General features: G+C 55.2%; 16 protein-coding genes. 5 read left to right on the top strand and 11 right to left on the bottom strand.

Annotation, left to right across the window (positions count from 1 at the left end):
• Together R6V78_RS15030 and R6V78_RS15025 are read right to left on the bottom strand one after the other, a co-directional pair.
• A partial coding sequence (locus R6V78_RS15030) for a hypothetical protein (RefSeq protein ID WP_410290192.1) occupies nt 1-241 on the bottom strand: 241 nt, incomplete at its 3' end.
• On the bottom strand, nt 238-1,461 hold the full coding sequence (locus tag R6V78_RS15025) for an NAD(P)/FAD-dependent oxidoreductase (protein ID WP_410290191.1): 1,224 nt from the start codon (nt 1,459-1,461) through the stop codon (nt 238-240). The genes R6V78_RS15025 and R6V78_RS15030, both read right to left, overlap by 4 nt.
• 762 nt (nt 1,462-2,223) lie before the next feature.
• Here R6V78_RS15025 and R6V78_RS15020 point away from each other — a divergent pair.
• On the top strand, nt 2,224-2,886 hold the full coding sequence (locus R6V78_RS15020) for an endonuclease/exonuclease/phosphatase family protein (protein WP_410290190.1): 663 nt from the start codon (nt 2,224-2,226) through the stop codon (nt 2,884-2,886).
• A 184-nt stretch (nt 2,887-3,070) separates the two neighbouring features.
• Here R6V78_RS15020 and R6V78_RS15015 read toward each other — a convergent pair whose 3' ends face one another.
• From R6V78_RS15015 to R6V78_RS14985, 7 genes are all read right to left on the bottom strand, one after another.
• Nucleotides 3,071-3,637, bottom strand: coding sequence for a plasmid pRiA4b ORF-3 family protein (locus tag R6V78_RS15015; protein WP_410290189.1), 567 nt, complete (start codon nt 3,635-3,637; stop codon nt 3,071-3,073).
• A 299-nt stretch (nt 3,638-3,936) separates the two neighbouring features.
• The gene (locus R6V78_RS15010) at nt 3,937-4,866 is read right to left on the bottom strand and encodes a radical SAM protein (RefSeq protein WP_410290188.1); all 930 of its coding nucleotides are present in this window, start codon (nt 4,864-4,866) and stop codon (nt 3,937-3,939) included.
• A 36-nt stretch (nt 4,867-4,902) separates the two neighbouring features.
• The gene (locus R6V78_RS15005) at nt 4,903-5,349 is read right to left on the bottom strand and encodes an iron-sulfur cluster assembly scaffold protein (RefSeq protein ID WP_410290187.1); all 447 of its coding nucleotides are present in this window, start codon (nt 5,347-5,349) and stop codon (nt 4,903-4,905) included.
• A gap of 8 nt (nt 5,350-5,357) precedes the next feature.
• On the bottom strand, nt 5,358-6,011 hold the full coding sequence (locus R6V78_RS15000) for a NifB/NifX family molybdenum-iron cluster-binding protein (RefSeq protein WP_410290186.1): 654 nt from the start codon (nt 6,009-6,011) through the stop codon (nt 5,358-5,360).
• 108 nt (nt 6,012-6,119) lie between these two features.
• Entirely contained in the window at nt 6,120-6,503 is a 384-nt protein-coding gene (locus R6V78_RS14995; RefSeq protein WP_410290185.1) for a response regulator transcription factor, read from the bottom strand.
• A 29-nt stretch (nt 6,504-6,532) separates the two neighbouring features.
• On the bottom strand, nt 6,533-6,901 hold the full coding sequence (locus R6V78_RS14990) for a NifB/NifX family molybdenum-iron cluster-binding protein (RefSeq protein ID WP_410290184.1): 369 nt from the start codon (nt 6,899-6,901) through the stop codon (nt 6,533-6,535).
• A 349-nt stretch (nt 6,902-7,250) separates the two neighbouring features.
• Entirely contained in the window at nt 7,251-8,636 is a 1,386-nt protein-coding gene (locus R6V78_RS14985; protein ID WP_410290183.1) for a sigma-54 interaction domain-containing protein, read from the bottom strand.
• Between the two features lie 322 nt (nt 8,637-8,958).
• Between R6V78_RS14985 and R6V78_RS14980 the strand changes: the two genes are divergently transcribed.
• On the top strand, nt 8,959-9,933 hold the full coding sequence (locus R6V78_RS14980) for a PHP domain-containing protein (RefSeq protein WP_410290182.1): 975 nt from the start codon (nt 8,959-8,961) through the stop codon (nt 9,931-9,933).
• An 81-nt stretch (nt 9,934-10,014) separates the two neighbouring features.
• Here R6V78_RS14980 and R6V78_RS14975 read toward each other — a convergent pair whose 3' ends face one another.
• Nucleotides 10,015-12,024 (bottom strand): AsmA family protein, encoded by a 2,010-nt coding sequence (locus R6V78_RS14975; protein ID WP_410290181.1) that lies wholly within the window; start codon nt 12,022-12,024, stop codon nt 10,015-10,017.
• A 286-nt stretch (nt 12,025-12,310) separates the two neighbouring features.
• Between R6V78_RS14975 and R6V78_RS14970 the strand changes: the two genes are divergently transcribed.
• A complete protein-coding gene (locus tag R6V78_RS14970; RefSeq protein WP_410290180.1) occupies nt 12,311-13,510 on the top strand; it encodes an MFS transporter in 1,200 nt (399 codons plus the stop codon).
• Nucleotides 13,511-13,770: 260 nt separating this feature from the next.
• On the top strand, nt 13,771-14,649 hold the full coding sequence (locus tag R6V78_RS14965) for a lysophospholipid acyltransferase family protein (protein ID WP_410290179.1): 879 nt from the start codon (nt 13,771-13,773) through the stop codon (nt 14,647-14,649).
• 81 nt (nt 14,650-14,730) lie between these two features.
• Here R6V78_RS14965 and R6V78_RS14960 read toward each other — a convergent pair whose 3' ends face one another.
• Complete coding sequence (locus R6V78_RS14960) at nt 14,731-15,828, bottom strand: glycosyltransferase family 4 protein (RefSeq protein WP_410290178.1); 1,098 nt, start codon at nt 15,826-15,828, stop codon at nt 14,731-14,733.
• A 267-nt stretch (nt 15,829-16,095) separates the two neighbouring features.
• Here R6V78_RS14960 and lpxK point away from each other — a divergent pair, with 267 nt between their 5' ends.
• The gene (lpxK, locus tag R6V78_RS14955; RefSeq protein ID WP_410290177.1) at nt 16,096-17,220 is read left to right on the top strand and encodes a tetraacyldisaccharide 4'-kinase; all 1,125 of its coding nucleotides are present in this window, start codon (nt 16,096-16,098) and stop codon (nt 17,218-17,220) included.
• Nucleotides 17,221-17,386 lie beyond the last annotated feature (166 nt).

Here is a 17,386-nt window from a genome sequence, read left to right as displayed (position 1 = left end):
GAATGAAGATGACCCAGATAATCGTGCCGAGAACATCGAACAGTAAACTCTCGCCCCGAACCAACTCCACGACCAACAGTACCAGCCACACGAACGCGAGAAACAGCATCGGTGTCTCCAGCCAGTCCTCCAAAAGGTGGAGCAGTTCGTATCGCTCGCGTTTCAGCACCTCCACGTCCGTGGCCTTCGCGTCAGGATTTTCGCCGTCCGAGTGCATTTGTTTTGTTAGGCGCCGTTTCATTTTTGGGATTGCCCTTTGCGCGAAAATCCGAACAATGCTGCCAGTGGGTGCTGTCGGCCTTCAATGCTGGCTCTCAACAAACCCGCACCTATCATGCTGTAGCTGATGCCGTTACCGCCATACGCCATGGCGAACTGCACCCGCGGGCCATATTGCGGATGCTCGCCGAAGAAGGGCAGGCCGTCCTCGGTTTCAGCAAAGGTACCGCCCCAGGAAAACGCCGGACGCATCGACAGATCCGGGAAGAGTTTTTTTACCTTCTTGTACAAGCCTTTGGCCTTGCCTTCAACCCGCTTGTCACGGCGCGCTGGTATGTCTATATCATCGTCATCCCCACCGACCAACAGCCTGCCATCGCCTGTCGTACGCATATACAGGTAGGGTCTGGCAGACTCCCATACCATGGTCGATGCCAACAGGCCCAGATCCGACTTCGCTATAGGGTCGGTAATAAACGCATAGCTGCTGCGGTTCTTCGCCACCGACCGTTTCAGCCATTTCTGCGACGCGTATCCCGCCGCCATTACCACGTGCTGGGCGCGTATCTGGAAACCGTCTGGCGTGCGCAGGGTCACGCGCCCGTCGGAAGGTTCAATGGTGTCGATCACCGTGCGGTCGAATATCAAGCCGCCGCGCTCTGCCAGCCGAAGTAACAGCTTGGAAGCCATGCGATAGGGGTCAACGCGCGCAGCCAGTCTGGTCAGAATCGCGCCCGGCCTTTTGATGCCGAAGCGCTCCTTCAAACTGCCCGAGTCCAGCCACTGCGCATCGAAATCGTGTTTGACTCGCAGTTCGTACTCCTCGCGCAGTGCGGCCTTGTCTTTGCGCTTGCTGGCGTAGTAAAGGCTCTCCTGCATGTCGAAATCCACGTCACCCAGCTCATTGGCAAGATCACGCAGATCAGTGATCGCGTCTGCGCAGGCCTTGTAGGCCAGCACCGCATGAACTTCACCATACATCTTAGCCAGGTCGACCATGTGCGTATCGATCTCGTACTGCAACAACGCTGTGCTCGCGGCGGAACTGCCCCAGCCAATATCCCGCTGCTCAACTACCACCACATCAAAACCGCTATTGCCCAGCTCGTCAGCGATCAACGCGCCGGTAATACCGCCTCCCACCACCACCACATCACGGCTGATATCAGCCTTGAGTTGGGGAAATGTGCACATAAGGCCGTTCTTGACTGCCCAGAAGGGGTAACCGCTTTTCAGGTCCATGTCTTAATCCTTTTGCGACGACGTATGATCACGAGCAAGATCTACTTGGGTTCAATGAAGCCAGGGCAATGGGATTGTATCTATCACGGCATCTTCGGGGGGAATCTCTAAATTGCATTGGAACGCGTATATTTATAAACGTCGGGCTCGAAGACACCATGTTGCGCCTTAGCGGATTGAATCCTCCCCGCCGCAAGCAGCGGGGAAGGCACTCGCTATCGCGGTTCAAATGGAGGTAACGAACCAGCTCCTTCAGCTGTCGATCAGATCGTCGCGATCCTGATCGCCTCTGAATATGTGGCAAGGTTCGATCCCCCGGATGACCACAGGATGTAAAACCACCGGAGCATCTAAGCGAGCTAGTCTGGGCATTCTGTTTGAGTGACAGTAAAACTTCGTTCTGTCAAGATGGCCAACAGTGGCACGCGTTCAGATAATTGAGTTCACGTACCACCTTCAAGCTTTTGGAAAACGGAAGAGGCGCTTCTCGGACTTGCGGTTTACAAATTCGGAATTATTGGATGCAGCATGATTAACCCAATTTTTGCAATCGCCTAATGTTGTTGGGCATCAATATCTTGCATTGCCGTTGGTCTTGACACCCAATTACCTCCCTGGCATACTCGGCCTTACACAAACCAAGTCCCAATCCCTCATACGTCGATTCACGGGCTAAATTAGAGCAGAGGGGAGCCAACTCCTTTTTATACCAGGAGCATTCATATTCGACAATTGATCGATATAGCCGGAATATCTGGCGCTTTGATCATCATTGGCGCAACCGTTTTACCCCTCATCCGCGAGGATGATTGGTGGATCAGGTGGTTTGATTTTCCCCGGCTGCAGATTCTGGTCATCGGTTTGATGCTGGTTGGTTGGCAGCTGCTTTGGGGAGTGCCGATGGGCCGGTCCCGGGTGCTTTTGTTTTCAGCACTTCTGATATGCGTCGGGTATCAGGCCTATCGAATATTTCCTTATACGCCGCTGTCCGGTGTGCAGGTAAAGAGCAAACCCGACGCCACGAACGGTCTGACCGTGCGGCTCATTACGGCCAATGTGCTGATGCAGAACCGGGAGGCGCAACGCTACCTGCAGGTATTGGCGGATGCGGACCCGGACATCATTCTGACCACCGAGACCGATCAGTGGTGGGCGAACCAGTTGGAAGCAATAGACCATTCCTACCCCTATCACGCGGACTATTTCTTTCTTCGGTTTCCGTTGGACCATATTTTCCATTCCGCCCATTTCAAACTGATGGATTTGCGGCGGCTGCCGGGCATCGGCTCCGATCATTTCCCGATGTATGCGGCTCTGAGTTTCACCCCGGGAAAGGATGCGGCTCAACGGCCGGCGGAGGCAGAAGCAGGGGAGGAAAAGGAGGCTGAAGAGACTGTCCAGGAAGCGTTTGAAAACAAACCCTAGCGGCGATTGGGATGTCCTTAAATCCAAGCGATACGTTTGAGCGTATGATCGAGCAGGTTAGCGAATATTATGCTCCACAAGGCATTTAATGTCCGTTTCATAAGGTTGAATGCCTGCGTCACAGGCGGCATCGTCCTCCCCGTTCCCGTGAACGTGGAGGTTGGCTGCCATTATTGAAAAATGGCTAAAATTTCAGCTCATTGAGTTTTTTGTTGATCAAGTTCATGTCAAACGCATCAGGATCATATTCCCCACCAACCCATTCAAGCATCTCCTCATGATCTGCATGTTTCGGGTCTTGAATTGCAGCCAAAAAATCGGAGTAACCCCAAATACCACCACAGTCCTCCGGAGGACAGGCGTTGTTCCCTTTAATGACCACAGGCGATTTGGAGGAATCCAAAGGAAGAATTTTTTCAAGAACAATTTTGTGCTCCCAACCATCGCCGAAATCATATTCATAAACAAAATTGTCTTTCACATTGGAAACGATGTCCTGTAGGTAAACCTTGCGCTCATCTGTTACGTCAATATCATTATCCTGGTCTGGAATTCCTATGTATGAGCTTCCAACGCGATATTGATGCAAATGGCAATTGAACCATCCCATCGCTACCTGCAAGATGGAATGCAATTGATCTAAACGGATATTATCGTTGACAATCAATCTTCTCCATATTGGAGGCTTGCTTCCAACCAAAGTAACCTTTATTTGGTACAACGATTGTGATTCTTTGTTCTTCTTTTTCACCATGGCCTCCATGTGGAATTTGTTTGCACGCAAACGGCGGGAATCAGGCGCGGCGGATTTTTGCCGTCGCTGTGGAAACCGATGTTCAGCCTAATGCATGATCGAGACGATGCATTTTTTCTTTCACTTTTGCTGTTGCAATATTCAACATAACTTATTTAGGCTTTTTGAAATTATGTCAAATAATTTATCGGTTTTTGGCGAAACGCCGCGTCTGTTCATCTTCATCTGAGGGCGCGACCATTGCCGATAATCCTTGTAGAATCTCTTGTTCCAGAGCGGTTATTTTGGGAAACCATTCACAAGTATCGGTAATACACCTCGTGGTTCCTCAAATCGGCGTGAATCCGTTTCTCCTGGATGAGGCGGCCGAGAATTTTTGAGACTTCGTTGATGTGCAGGCCAAAGGCCGCTTCTATCTGCGCCATGGTGCACGGGCGGCGGCTGAGCATGGACAGAATCATGGCTTCGTCGGCCTGGCCTTTCTTGGAATGCTTGACGCTGGCAGCGGCGGCGATGCGGGCCGGCGGATCGAACAGGAGAGCCAGTTCCTCCAATCGCGCCATGGGCACGGCGGCGGCAAACTCTTCGGCGGGAGGTCGGTCGATGGTGTTGAGGTGAGTGCGTTCGGGCTTCAGCGCATCTGCCAGACGGGCGATTTTCTCAACATCCCGGGGCATGGCGTTGATGCCTGAAAGCAGGAATACCTCCAGCCACAACTGACCGTCAAATTCGCTGCGAAATTGTTTAACCCCTTCGAAAAACGAGTCGAAACTAAGTTGATGATGGGGGCGGTTGACCCACTCGAATGAGTTCTGATCCCAGGCACTTAAGGATACCTTGACCACATGGGCCAAGGCGGCGGCGGCACGAACTTCGGCAACGTTCAGAAGCGTGCCGTTGGTCAGCAGCACAGATGGAATGGGCTGATTGCGCAAAAAGGCCAGTACCCGGCCAAACTCGGCATGCAGGCTGGGTTCGCCGGAACCGGAAAGGGTGAGGTAGTCCGCCTCTCCGTCGGTATTCAGCCAGTGGTCGATCTCAGCGATGACATCGGCCGTGGGAACATAAAGCTTCCTGGCCAGGGTTTTCTGCGTGGTCCTCCCCAGTTGACAGAAGACACAGTCCAGGCTGCAGGTCTTGTGCGGTGTCAGGTCGATTCCCAGGGAACGGCCGAAGCGGCGTGACGGCACCGGACCAAAGAGATGATGATAGGCGTGTCTTTGCATGGCCTGGTGAACTTTCTGGTAGACGGGCTTATTTTTTCAAGCGGACTGTTTTTTCCGCCGGGCAACCATATACCGGTTTAGTGCCTCCTGGAGGGTTTCGGCGGCCAAAAAAGCACAGTGCCGATCCGCTTCCGGAAACCGGCCCAACTTTTCCAGTATGGCCTCGCCGGTGACGTCCACGAGTTCGTCGGGTGTTCTGCCAATGGCCATTTCTGCGGCAAAGGAGCCGCACACCGTGCTCGATCCGCAGCCATCGGTCAGGTAGGCGGCCTCACGGACCCGGTCATTTTCGAATACCAGAAAGATCTCCATGCTGTCGCCACAATTTCCCGTCACGCGTGCATGGGAGTCCGGATCTTTGAGCGGCCCGCGAAAGCGTGGATTGCGCCAGCGCGCAAAGCCGGCCTCACCGAAGGCTTCACGGGCCTCCGCAAATATCTGTTCCTGCAGGTTTTCTACAAATGCATCCAGGTTGTCGGGCATGATCAGGCCTAGCCTTTCATTTTGGACTGCAGGGCGTCCATTTGCTTCTTTAGTTCGTCGGCTTTGCGCTGCAGTTGCACCAATTCCTGCTCTCTGGTTGGGTTGGCAAGCGTGTTTTGAACGCCCGGTGAAGCGGCAGCGTAAGAACTCCGGCATCGGCCGCCCATCCCTCGACCACCGCCACCGCCCATCCCTCGACCACCGCCACCGCCCATGCCCCGGCCACCGCCACCGCCCATGCCGCGACCGGCCCCGCTGCCCGGCCCCGACCCCAAGGGGGATGAGGTAGAGGGAGAGCGGACAGCCCCGCTTTTTTCGGGAACATGATTGCGGGAATCCGGGCTGAGTTCCCCGGCTTTGAATTTCTCGACCACATCCTTGATCACGCCACGCTGGCCCAGGATAATGTTGATATCGGTCGCGGCAAAGACCTGCATGGCCTTGGGGCCGCAGTTGCCGGTGACGACCGCTTTGGCACCCGTGGATGCAACAAAGCTGGCCGCTTGAATGCCGGCGCTGGTCGCAAGGTCGGCATTTGTGTTTTCGACGGCCTCGTAACTCATGTCCGTCGTTTCCAGGATGATAAAATAGGGGCACCGGCCAAAGCGTTCATCGATGGTAGACTCAAGGGTCTTGCCCTTGGCACTGATAGCGATCTTCATGGACAACCTCCTGCTGCCGAGTTCGATTCGGCTTTTTGTTGCGATTACTTACGATCCGATCATGTTTTCCATGGGGTGCTTTGCGGATGGGGCCACCCCAATGCTGGCTCAATCGCCGCCGGCACTCAGCCCCAGGATCCGTTTCAGGTGGGTCATCAGCCGCTGGCCGTCGGCTCGACCGGGCCTGGGAGGCAGAGGCATTAAAATGCCCAGCCCTTCGCTGGCTTCGTGGAAGTCCTCTTCGGACAGTGAACTCACCACCGCACAGTTGATCATGGGGTTGACGGACACCAGTCGTTTGACAAAGTCCAACCCGGTCATGTCGCCCACCGTTTCGTCGACCACCACCAGATCAACCTGATGTCGAGCGAGCATTGCAAGCGCCTGGTGACCGGACGTTGCCCAGCGGATACGTCCGCCGCACACTTCACTTTCTGCCGCAACTTCCTTCAGGTTGGTGGTTTCCGGAGAAATAAACAGTAATTGGGTCAATCGGTACTCCTTTCGGATGACGGCGCGAATCAGTGGGCCGGTTTTTGCGTTAGGGTAGCACTGCCATGGCATCCGGGCATCAAAAAGCCCGGTGTGAGCGATTCTCCTTTGGCATAGGCCTCGAGCACACGATCCACTTTTCCGGTGATAAAGGGGATCAATGTGATTCCGCCGGCTGTCAGGGTATTGGCCGGAACCTGGGATACTGCACCGCAGATGAGGACGGGCACCTCCAGGTCCGACAGGGTTTTTGCCAGGTTCGACGGCAACCCGGGATCGAAAACCAGATAGGATTGGTCCGTGATTCGGGCATTTTCTATATCCGCAATCAACACGCGGCGCGATGCATCAAAGACTGGTGAAACGCGCTTTTCCCAGACAGTGACTGCGACTTTCATAGCGTCCCCCCCATTTTATAAACCTACTTCCGCAAGGCGTGTGCCACTCATGCAAATAGATGATAGAATAATTAGAAGGGCGATAGTTGACAGGATCTCAACGCGCCTTTAGCCGTGATAGTCTTATCCAGGCGGTGTAAGGGCAAGTGGTGGCGTTGGTTAAAAGTATCTGATAATGCTATGATTCACCCTGAACAAGGCTGATCATAAAGACAACATCAGAATCGGTTGCGGGGCGCGATCACGTTTATCTGTTCAGGATTTCGCCTGGGTGGATGGCGTCGGCACGCCGCAATTGGTGTTGCAAATATGCGTCGGCATGCTGGGATTGTCATGCAACCCTGCGATGCTATGGGCCTGGAGGGGTTTTCGAGCGGCCGTCGATTTCGGGAAGCAGGATGCCCAGTCGTTTGATCTTACGAAACAGCGTGCTTTTGTGCATACCCAGTTCCCTGGCCGCCGCCAGACGATTGTAATGGTTTCGCTTCAGTGCATTCACGATGGCGATGGCCTCGGTGGTATTGAGTGTGTGGCTCAGACTGTCCTGTTCGTCGAACGGCAGGTTCCGCCCGGCAAAGCCGGCCGGCAGGTGGCGCGCCTGGATGAGGCCGGCGCTGCAAAGAATAAAGGCGTGTTCGATGATGTTTTCCAGTTCCCTGATATTGCCGGGATAGTCGTGGCACATGAGGATTTGAAGGGCTTCGGCATCCAGGCCCGTGATCGTCTTACCGCGCAGCATGTTCATTTTTTCGATAAAGTGCTCGACCAGCAGGGGGATATCTTCCTTGCGCTCGCGAAGGGGGGGCAGGGTCATGCGGACGACATTGATGCGGTAGAAAAGATCCTGGCGAAATTTACCGGTAGCCACCATTGCGGTCAAATCCTTGTTGGTGGCGGCAATCACGCGCACGTCGGATTTGACTTTTTTTACGGCGCCAAGGGGCACAAAGGCCTGCGCATCCAGAACACGCAGCAGCTTTACCTGAAAAGCGGCGCTGGTGTCCCCGATTTCATCCAGAAGGATGGTGCCCCCTTCGGCAAAGGCAAAGTAGCCGGGCTTGTCCTTCACGGCGTTGGTAAAGGCACCGGCTTTGTAGCCAAACAGTTCAGACTCCAGCAGCGTGTCCGGCAGCGCGCTGCAGTTGATGGCCACAAAGGGTTTGCCCCTGCGCGCGCTGGCGTCGTGAATGGCCCGGGCCAGCAGCTCCTTGCCCGTACCGGTCTCACCCTCCAGCAGAACGGTGCTGCCGCTTTCCGCCACCAGGGGTAAAATGGTCAGAATCGCATGCATGGCATCGTTGCGGCTGACAATGTCCCCAATCTGAAAGCGGCGGTCGAGCCGTTTGCGCAGCGCTTCCACCAGACTGTGATCCCGGAAGGTTTCGACACCGCCCAGCACCTCACCGTTCTTGCCTTTCAGCAACGCGGTGGAGACCGTAATGGGGATCCGTTTTTTAGCACTGTTGATAATATAGGTGGTCGAATTGGTGAGGGATGAACCCTCTTTCATGGTTCGTTTCAAGGCACAGGCATCCTCGCACATGTTGGAGCGAAACACCTCCCAACAGTGTCGGCCGATGGCTTCCTCACGGGGAATTCCCGTGATCGCTTCCGCGGCACGATTAAAGGACATGATGCGCCAATCATGATCGACGGTAAATACACCGTCGGAAATGCTTTCCAAAATGATTTCGGTAACATTGTCCGGGATTGGCGTGGGATAAGGCCTTTTCATGGCAGCCTGCGCGTGTGTTTAAAAATAATCGTTCTTGGCGATGGCAACCGATAACGGCAGCGCTTTCTCCATACATACGCTATCTGGCAGACAAGTTCCAGGCCACGGATGCACAAATCCGGTTTTTCCGGTCGAAAAGATCAACCAGAAAAGTCGGGTGGCCGTGGTTCGAAAACCCCTCTTGGCCCTCATGAGGGCGGGGTCGCAAGAGATGGTCGTCTGGATCCGAGGCTGAAAATAAATGTTGACAGAGGATCTGGTTAGTCTAACCTTACAGATTAGGTTTTAATCTCGAAACAGCCTCGGCAGTTATAAAGGATCCATGGACAATCTCAATCGAATTCAATTTGAAGCGCCTCGCCTGGATGTGCTCAACAGCGACCACACAGTTGTCGACCTTCATTTTCATTCCCATTTTTCAGACGGGGCCGATTCGGTGGCCGATATTGCCCAACGCGCCCGGCAATTGGGGATTGGCATTGCCATCACCGACCACAACGCCATAGACGGAGCGGTGGAACTCGACAACCATGCCGATGTGTTCAGTGTCCCCGGAATTGAAGTCACCTCCCGGGAAGGGGCTCACATCCTGGTTTATTTTTACCGGATCGATGATCTCAAGGCCTTTTATTCAGATGATGTTCGGCCATACATGGGAACAACGGTTATGTCTTCCATCGAGCTGGATGTGGAATCCATCCTTCGGCGTGCAAGGAAGTACAACAGCGTCGTTATTTTCCCCCATCCCTATTCCGCCGCCTTTACCGGCATCTGCAACCACAGCTTTTCGGACCTGCAGCTGCACCGTCTGCTGGCCATGGCCGATGGTGTCGAAGTAATCAACTCAGAGAATCTGAAGCGCTGGAATCTGAAAAGCGCCCTGCTGGGTTTCAACCTGGATCGGGCCATTACCGGCGGCAGCGACGGCCACAGTGTTCAGCAGATGGGCAGTTCAGTTACCTATGTGACCTGTGAACGCAGCCGCAAGGCATTTCTGGACGGCGTTAGCCGAAAAGAGGCCAAGGTGGTGGGCACCGAGTCGAAGTTGTTCAATAAAATCCAGTCCAACAGCGCCAAACTGAAAAACAGCCTCAACAACTACCCCGACCTGGTGGAAAAGAACATCCGCTACGGCAAAAGCGTGGTCCGCTTCCGTACACGCAGGGCTGCGGAAAAAGTCTGGCAACTGATCGGCGACAAGCACGTGCGCAAGGCATTCTATTTCGTGGCCGGCCTGACTTTTTTGAAGATCAACTACAACGTCCTCCCGCTGATCATGTTCTCCCTGAGTACCTGATCCCCGACCCGCAATTGACACCTGACCGCTGACCGGGTGTTGATCAAGCAGTTCTGCAGAACCTGACCGCTGACCAGGCGCCTACTGGCTGCCAAAACCTTTCAACAACCCTTTGACGCCCTCCTGAAGCTTTTCTGGGGTTATTTCCTTGGAGGAAGGCACCATCTTTTTCAGTGTCTCCTTGTCCGGCAAGGGCTGGTCAAGCTGCTGCTGAAGCATGGCTTGGAGGTCCGGCTTGAATTTGGGGGATGCGAAACTTCCCGACACCAGCACCGGCACCACGATTCCCGAGCGCTGCTGGGCCGTGTCGCCCTGGCCCTTGATCGTAGCCACGAATTTGGGCTCCACCCGAAAATCCAGGGTTTCTTTGGCCAGATCGGCACTGCCGGATGCCAGCACGCGCATCAGCGGCGAGTTGAGCTTGGATGCATCGGTTTTAAAAAGGCCGCTGGTGATCGTAAAGGGCAGCCTCAGTTCGGCGAAGTCGGTGCGTGGTTTTTCCGAGGGATGTTGACCCAGGCCAAAGGCGGTCTGCACGTTGCGCACCATTGATGCCAGGTCAATGCCGACAATGGCGCCGTCGTTGAACCGCAGGTCACCGCTTCCGCCGAGCGTCCGACGAATCAGATCGGGCGCGTCACCGCTAAAATTCAGATCGATATCGGCGGCCAGTGCACCTTCGATCAGTTCCTTGGCCATCAAATCCTTGATCAGCTGGCCGGCCTGAACGCCGTTAAGCGTCATCTGCACGCTCGTCGCGGGTTGGTCTTTTTGAACGTTGACCGCTGCCTTGCCGGCGATGGCGCCCTGGTAAAGATCGAGCTTGAGCGGATCCATCTGGATGACCCCATTGCGGGCGCTGACCCTGACCTCGATGTTCTGCATGCGGGCTTTTTTAACTTTCAATTCACCGGCTTTGACGCGTGCATCCAAAACCAGGCGGCGCAGCTGGCTGTAATCGGTTTTTTTCGCTGCCGGATCCGCCGGTGATTGCGTTGGGGTATCCGCCTTGGCCTCCGCCTTGCTGGGCGGCGGCAGGTAGCGATCCAGATCGATGGCATCCAGATTCAGGTCAAGCTTGAGATTCGGCTTGTCAAACTCACTGGCCTGGGCTGAGAAGGTGGCCTGGGAGTCGTCCAGTTTCAATTTGCCGTCGGACACGACCAGGTTTTGCGGAGTTCCCTTGAGTCTGAGTGACACGGCAACGGCGTCCAGCACCCTGGTGTCGGCCGGCGCTATGGGTAGTTCCTGGCCCAGTTGCGCCATGATTTTACGGGGTGAAAATTGGGCCACGTTTACGGCCAGATCAATTTCGGCAGGCGCTTTGGACGGATCGATGCGGCCGGTCAGTTGGACATCCAGTTCCCCGAGCAGCCTAAGGGCCAGTTCCAGCGGCAATGGACTTTTGCCGGGCTGAGCCCCCAACGGACCGATGGTGCCGTCGAGGTTGACCGGTTTCTGGTCGGCCAGCGCCGAAAAAGCGATGCCGATGGGCTTGTCAAGACTGAGGTCCGTCAGGACCAGGTCAATGTCCTTGACCTCCTTGCGCGCACCGGAAGCCTGATCCAGCCACACGATCAGACCGTTGGTGATGGCAAATTCATCCACCCGCAACCCCTTGATGGGCAGTTCGCCGGTAGATGCCTGCGCCGGCGCTTCCTTAACCTGGGCCGGCGGTTTTTGGGCGGGCTGCCCCAGGCCTTCCCAGCTGCCTTTGCCGTCTTTCCGTTTTTCAAGTACAATTTTAGGTCTGTTCATCACGAAGCGTTTGACTTCGATGTTGCGCGACAGCAGGGGTATGAGCTTGACCCGTACCTCAAAGGATTCCACGGCAACAAAATCCGCCTCCTGGAAGCCGGAGGGATTGCCCAGGTGCAAATCCGAGAGCCGTACACCGATCCAGGGGAAAACAGAGGCTTTCAGCTCGCCTCCCAGCTTGAAGGTTCGGCCTGTGGCCTTGGCGACCTGCGCTTCGATCTGTGGCTTGTATTTTTCGACGTCGACAACCATCGGCAGCACGATTACGGCGATGACCATCAGCAGCACGAATGAACCGGCAATAACAAGCACCCACTTAACTGCTTTATGCATGGTGAACCTCCTCTTAACTGATCAAAGCATATCAAGAGACCCGGGTGTAGTGCAAGACCTGCTTTCCCGGTAGGATGAAACCGTGCCTGGGGTACCCGCATTTCGATCTTGGAGATTTCGGCAGCCAGATTTTCCCGGATTGCAGGCAGGCACCGCTGCTTGAAGATGGTTGCAAGGGTGGTTTTGGCGCTGTCGCTGAAAGCAAGCCGATGTTTGCCCAAATCCCGGAGTTATGCTAAACAGCCTGGTGCGGTAGGCCCGATTCGAAATCGAACGAGGAGTCCGAATGTCGGCAAAACGCCCCCGACCTTTCATCCTGATTGCCTGCGCCTGTGCCATCTTCTGGCCGGGCGCCTTTATCTTTGGCCTCCCCGGCGTTTTGCGCCAGCATTGGCAGCATGCCTTTCTCGCCGATGGTGGGGCGGTAGGCGGGACGGTGTTTTTCATTCTCATCGGTGCCACCTGCCTCATGTACCTGTGCGGACGCTGGCAGGAAAAATTCGGTCCGGGAAGGTTGGCTGCGATCGGCGCCGTCATGTGCGGCTGCAGTTCCATCTGGCTGAGTCAGGCTGGAAGCATGACCGAAGTCAACATCTGGGCGTTTTCGGTTGGGGCCTCATCGGCCTTCGTATACCTCCCCGGACTGACGGTGGTCCAGCGCTGGTATCCCGAAAGACGGGGTCTGGTTGCGGGATTTTTCAATATGGCCTTCGGATTGTCGGCAGCGGTCATGTCCCCCGTCTTTTCGATCCTCTTGTCAAAATGGGGCTATGAAGCGTTGACCCTGGCCGCAGGCTGTGCAGCGCTTACCATCGGCCTGAGCGCTTCCGCCCTGATCCGTTTTCCGGAGAACGATCAGTCGACCCCGGCATCCGCCGGGCCGTTGGAACCTGCCGGGCGCTCGGTATATGAAGCCCTGAAAAGCCGGGAATTCTGGTGCCTCTGGCTCACCTGGGTCTTCGCCGGCGCTGCCGGGGCCAGCATGATCGTCCTGGCCACCGGGTTCGGCCTGGCCCGCGGACTGAATCTGGCTCAAGCCGTGGTTCTGCTCACGGCGTTCAACCTGACCAATGGCTGCGGCAGGTTGATCAGCGGTTATTTTTCGGACCGCATCGGTCGATCCCGCATCATGACGATGAGTTTCGCCGGCGCAGGTCTGGCGTATCTGAGCATGCCCCATCTGACTGGGCTGTGGCTGTGGGCGGCGCTGGCGGCGGTCATCGGATTCGCATTCGGGACCCTGTTTGCGGTTTCCGGCCCCTTGGCCGGCGACTGTTTCGGCATGGCGCACTTCGGGGCCATCTTCGGGCTGATTTTCACCGCCTACGGCTTTGTCTCCGGTCCGCTTGGCCCATGGCTGAGCGGCCATATCCTGGATATCTCACGGGGCAACTACACCTTGGTTTTTTCCTACCTGGGGCTGATGTATCTGGGGGCGGCGGGGCTGATTCTGATGGTTCAGCCGTGGCGGGAATGTCGCATGTAGCCGCGAGTCCTGAATGAGACACGACCGGCAAGGCCCAGCAGTCAATCCAGAGTCGATTTGCGGAAAAACAATTTGGAACCAGTGGATTCAGGTTTCAGGGTCTTGGACCTGATTTTTATACTAAAAAGGGTTTTGGAAGCGGTCTTGTTTTTGATTGACAAAAATTGCCGAACGGGGCTAATTTTTATCCGCCTCGTTTTGTCCGGCGGCCTAATAAATTGAATCGAGGCTGGTGATTCTTTCCAACGATGGAACAGTCAATGCCGGGTTTTTTTACTAAACTAATTTACATCGCAGCCTATCTGCTGGGCATGATACCGCGCCGGTTCGCGTTCACCTTGGCCAAGATCTTCGGAGCCATTTGGTTCACGGTCGACAAGACCCATCGAAGCGTGGCTCTGGGGAATCTGACCACGGCCTTTGGTGGGGAAAAGACCCCCGGCGAGCGAATGCGAGTCGCGCGGGCCGCTTTCCACAACCTGGCCCTGATTCCTTTTGAAATCGGATGGTCCCTTGACATGAGCATGGATGATTTCATGCGTCACTGTACCATCAACGGGCAGGCGCATTTGCGCAATGCGCGTGCAAAAGGAAAGGGGGTGTTGATCCTGACATTGCATATGGGCAACTGGGAATTGCTGCCCATCAGTTACAGGTTCCAGGGATTCAATGTCAGCATGGTGTATCGACCGTTGGATTTCAAGCCGGCCGACCGCTTCTTTCTTCAATACCGCTGCCGTTTCGGTGCCAATCCGATTCATAAAAAAAAATCGATGCGCAAAGTTCTCGATGCCCTGAGGCGAAAAGATTGTGTAGGGATTCTGCTCGATCAGGATTCCGGTTTGACCGCCGGGGTATTCGCCGATTTCTTCGGACAGCCGGCCTGCACCAACAAGGGGATGGCCCTGATGGCATTAAAAACCGGTGCCCCGGTGGTCCCCACCTACCTGGTACGCCATGGAAACCGGTTCGAGATTCACATCGAACCGGAAGTCCCATTGATTAGAACCGGTGACAAGGAGCGCGATATTCAAGAAAACACCCGCCAATACAACCAGGTTATGGAGGCTATCATCCGCCGATACCCCGAGCAGTGGCTTTGGGTTCACCGGCGGTGGAAAAACAGACCACCCGACTGATGATCAAGATTGTAAAGGTCAAAAGATCATGGCTGTAAACACTGGTTTTCCGCAAGCCGCAGGACCGCCATGGAAGTCAGCCTATGCCTTCAACACATCTTCGCACAAGTAAGCTTCCAACTTGGACAGCTGTTCTGCCCGATTGAAACGGGCGCAAACACGGGCCTGGCCTTTTTTGCCCATCTGAAGGCGCAGTCGTGGGTTTTTGGCCAAAACGGCCGTTTTTTCCGCCAGTGCCTGGGCCTGTCCCGGGGCAACCAAAAAGCCGGTTTCATTTTGTTCGACCACCTCCGGATTGCTGCTGATGTCAAAAGCGACTACTGGCAGGCCAGCGGCCATGGCTTCGGCGATGGCGTAGCCGAAGCCTTCCCACAAGGAGGGGAAAATAAAGATGTCCAGCTGTTCAAAAAAACCGCGCATGTCCGCAACAAAGCCCAGCAGATGAACCTGGTCGTCCAGTCCGCATGTCTTTATTTGGCGTTCAAGCGATTGTCTGAGGGGTCCTTCCCCGGCGATGTGCATTTGAAAGGCGATGTTCCGACTTTTTAAAATCGATGCCACTTGCAGCAAATAATCCTGCCCTTTCTGTTTTTCCAACCTGCCGGCACTTCCGAGCACGATCGGCTGGCCATCGGGCATCGGAACCTTGCGGGAAACGGAGGCAAATTGGTCGTAATCGATCCCATTGTAAACGACCCGGACCTTTCCGCTGTCCATGGGTGTGCCAAGGTGCGCAAACAGCTTTTGGGATGTCTCCCGGGAGTTGGTCAGAAAATGCGTGATCAACCGTTGGTAGAGCCAACGGTTCATGACCGTACTTTTTACGGGAAGTGCTATTCCCCTTCGATAGACGATGGCCTTGACCCCGGCCATCCGAGCGGCGGGGGCGCCTGTTTTAACTTCCGCTGAACCATTGAATACGACGGTTTCGATCCGGTTGGTTTTAAAAAATCTGACCAGTTTGCCGATTTTGAACAGGTTCAGAAAACTGGCATTGGTCAGCGTCATGGTCAGCTCGTTGATATTCGTGCCCTTGAGTCGTTGGTGCAGCTCACCGCCTGGCTGGGTGATAAAATAGACGCGATGCCCTCGCAGTGAGAGATACGTGCCGGTTTCAAAATGCCATTTTTCACCACCGCCCCAAAATGATACGCCATTGAAAAAACAGATGCGGGTCATACATCGCCTTTGTGTGCCGCGCGGTTTCTTTATCGAAACAGATATCGCCGCCGCCGAAATATTAATTTTTTCAGCGGCCACCGTCCAACGCCCACCGTCCAACGCATGGGTATTTATCCCATGGTTAAAGGTTTGTAAATGATTGCAACCGATTTGACCCGGTGTTAGTTAGACGGACCGACGTTGTGATGGCGGTGCGCGGGTAGTTGTTCGATTCAATTTTCCGAAACGGTCCGCCAAATGACCCTGGACAAAAATAGGCAACCCATGACCCGATTGAAAAGATGTTGGCAACGTCTGCGGAAGCGTGTCGAATCCGCAGCCCTGGGCCAAAGTCGAACGCCGCTGTTTTCCCTTGAAACCGGTCTCCAACTCCTGGCGGTTCTTTATGGTGCGGTGATGGCCATCCGTGCGCATCTGTACGCAAAAGGGGTGCTGCCCATCCAGGCGCTTCCCTGCCGCGTCGTTTCCATTGGCAACATCATTGCCGGTGGGACGGGCAAAACGCCCATGACCATCATGGTGGCCCAGCTTATCCGGGACCTGGGCTACCGCGTGGTGGTGATCAGCAGGGGATACCGGGGGCGCATGGAAACTGCGGGCGGGATCGTCAGTGATGGGAAGACGATTTTCCAAGGTCCCGAGGATGCCGGTGATGAACCTTACCTGATGGCCAGGATCCTAAAAGGTATTCCGGTGGTGGTGGGCAAAAGAAGATACGACGCCGGTATGCTGGCTGTTGAGCGATTCCAACCGCATGTCATTGTGCTGGATGACGCGTTTCAGCACATCAGGCTGAAAAGGGATCTTAACCTGGTCCTTCTGGACAGCCGTGCGCCGTTTGGAAATGGCTATCTGCTTCCAAGAGGAGTGCTCAGGGAGCCGGTTGCGGCCCTGCGTCGGGCGCATGCGGTAATTTTGACCCGCAGCGACCCGGTGCGGAAGTCTGCAACCCCAGACGGGTTGCCGGAGCGCCGACCGGTTTATCACACCACGCACCTGCCGGTGATCAGGAGAACCAACCCGGGTGGCGGTGTTTTTTTAACGGATACAACCGATATTTCACTACTGACGGGCAAAAGGGCGCTGGCCTTCGCGGGTCTGGCGGACAACGCGCAGTTTTTCGAGTCATTGGAACTGGCAGGATGCACACTGGTGCGCACCTTATCCTTTTCCGACCACCACAAGTATTCTTCCCGTGATTTAGGGCGGATAGCCGAAGCGGCGAGGGAAACAAACGCTGAAGTGATCGTTGCCACGTTAAAGGATTTTGTGAAGATTGAAAGCGGCACCCCTTGGCCGGTAAAAGCGGTCGCCGTTGACGCCACGGTTGCATTGACCCATGATGACGCCTCTTTCCGGCGGATGATTTCGACGGCGCTGCAGGTATAAAAAAAATTAATAGTGCCAGCCATAGGGCCGGGTCGGGGTTTATGGTAAGAAACTGAATTGATCGAGATCATCATCGAAGATGACGGCGGGGACCCCCGCACCGCGGACCTGGCCGCACAGCGGCAGGCCACGCAGGGCATCGTGGCCGTAATCGGCACCTACGGCT

The organism is Desulfosarcina sp. (genome assembly GCF_046496365.1).
Lineage (GTDB): Bacteria > Desulfobacterota > Desulfobacteria > Desulfobacterales > Desulfosarcinaceae > Desulfosarcina.
Note: the sequence above shows the minus strand (reverse complement) of the source record. Positions and strands in the feature narration are given on the sequence as shown.

Excerpts from the sequence above, each read along its gene's own strand:
- R6V78_RS15025 (WP_410290191.1), bottom strand. The coding sequence starts at position 1,461 with ATGGACCTGAAAAGCGGTTACCCCTTCTGGGCAGTCAAGAACGGCCTT.
- R6V78_RS15010 (WP_410290188.1), bottom strand. The coding sequence starts at position 4,866 with ATGCAAAGACACGCCTATCATCATCTCTTTGGTCCGGTGCCGTCACGC.
- R6V78_RS15005 (WP_410290187.1), bottom strand. The coding sequence starts at position 5,349 with ATGCCCGACAACCTGGATGCATTTGTAGAAAACCTGCAGGAACAGATA.
- R6V78_RS15000 (WP_410290186.1), bottom strand. The coding sequence starts at position 6,011 with ATGAAGATCGCTATCAGTGCCAAGGGCAAGACCCTTGAGTCTACCATC.
- R6V78_RS14990 (WP_410290184.1), bottom strand. The coding sequence starts at position 6,901 with ATGAAAGTCGCAGTCACTGTCTGGGAAAAGCGCGTTTCACCAGTCTTT.
- R6V78_RS14985 (WP_410290183.1), bottom strand. The coding sequence starts at position 8,636 with ATGAAAAGGCCTTATCCCACGCCAATCCCGGACAATGTTACCGAAATC.
- R6V78_RS14980 (WP_410290182.1), top strand. The coding sequence starts at position 8,959 with ATGGACAATCTCAATCGAATTCAATTTGAAGCGCCTCGCCTGGATGTG.
- R6V78_RS14975 (WP_410290181.1), bottom strand. The coding sequence starts at position 12,024 with ATGCATAAAGCAGTTAAGTGGGTGCTTGTTATTGCCGGTTCATTCGTG.
- R6V78_RS14970 (WP_410290180.1), top strand. The coding sequence starts at position 12,311 with ATGTCGGCAAAACGCCCCCGACCTTTCATCCTGATTGCCTGCGCCTGT.
- R6V78_RS14965 (WP_410290179.1), top strand. The coding sequence starts at position 13,771 with ATGCCGGGTTTTTTTACTAAACTAATTTACATCGCAGCCTATCTGCTG.
- R6V78_RS14960 (WP_410290178.1), bottom strand. The coding sequence starts at position 15,828 with ATGACCCGCATCTGTTTTTTCAATGGCGTATCATTTTGGGGCGGTGGT.
- lpxK (WP_410290177.1), top strand. The coding sequence starts at position 16,096 with ATGACCCGATTGAAAAGATGTTGGCAACGTCTGCGGAAGCGTGTCGAA.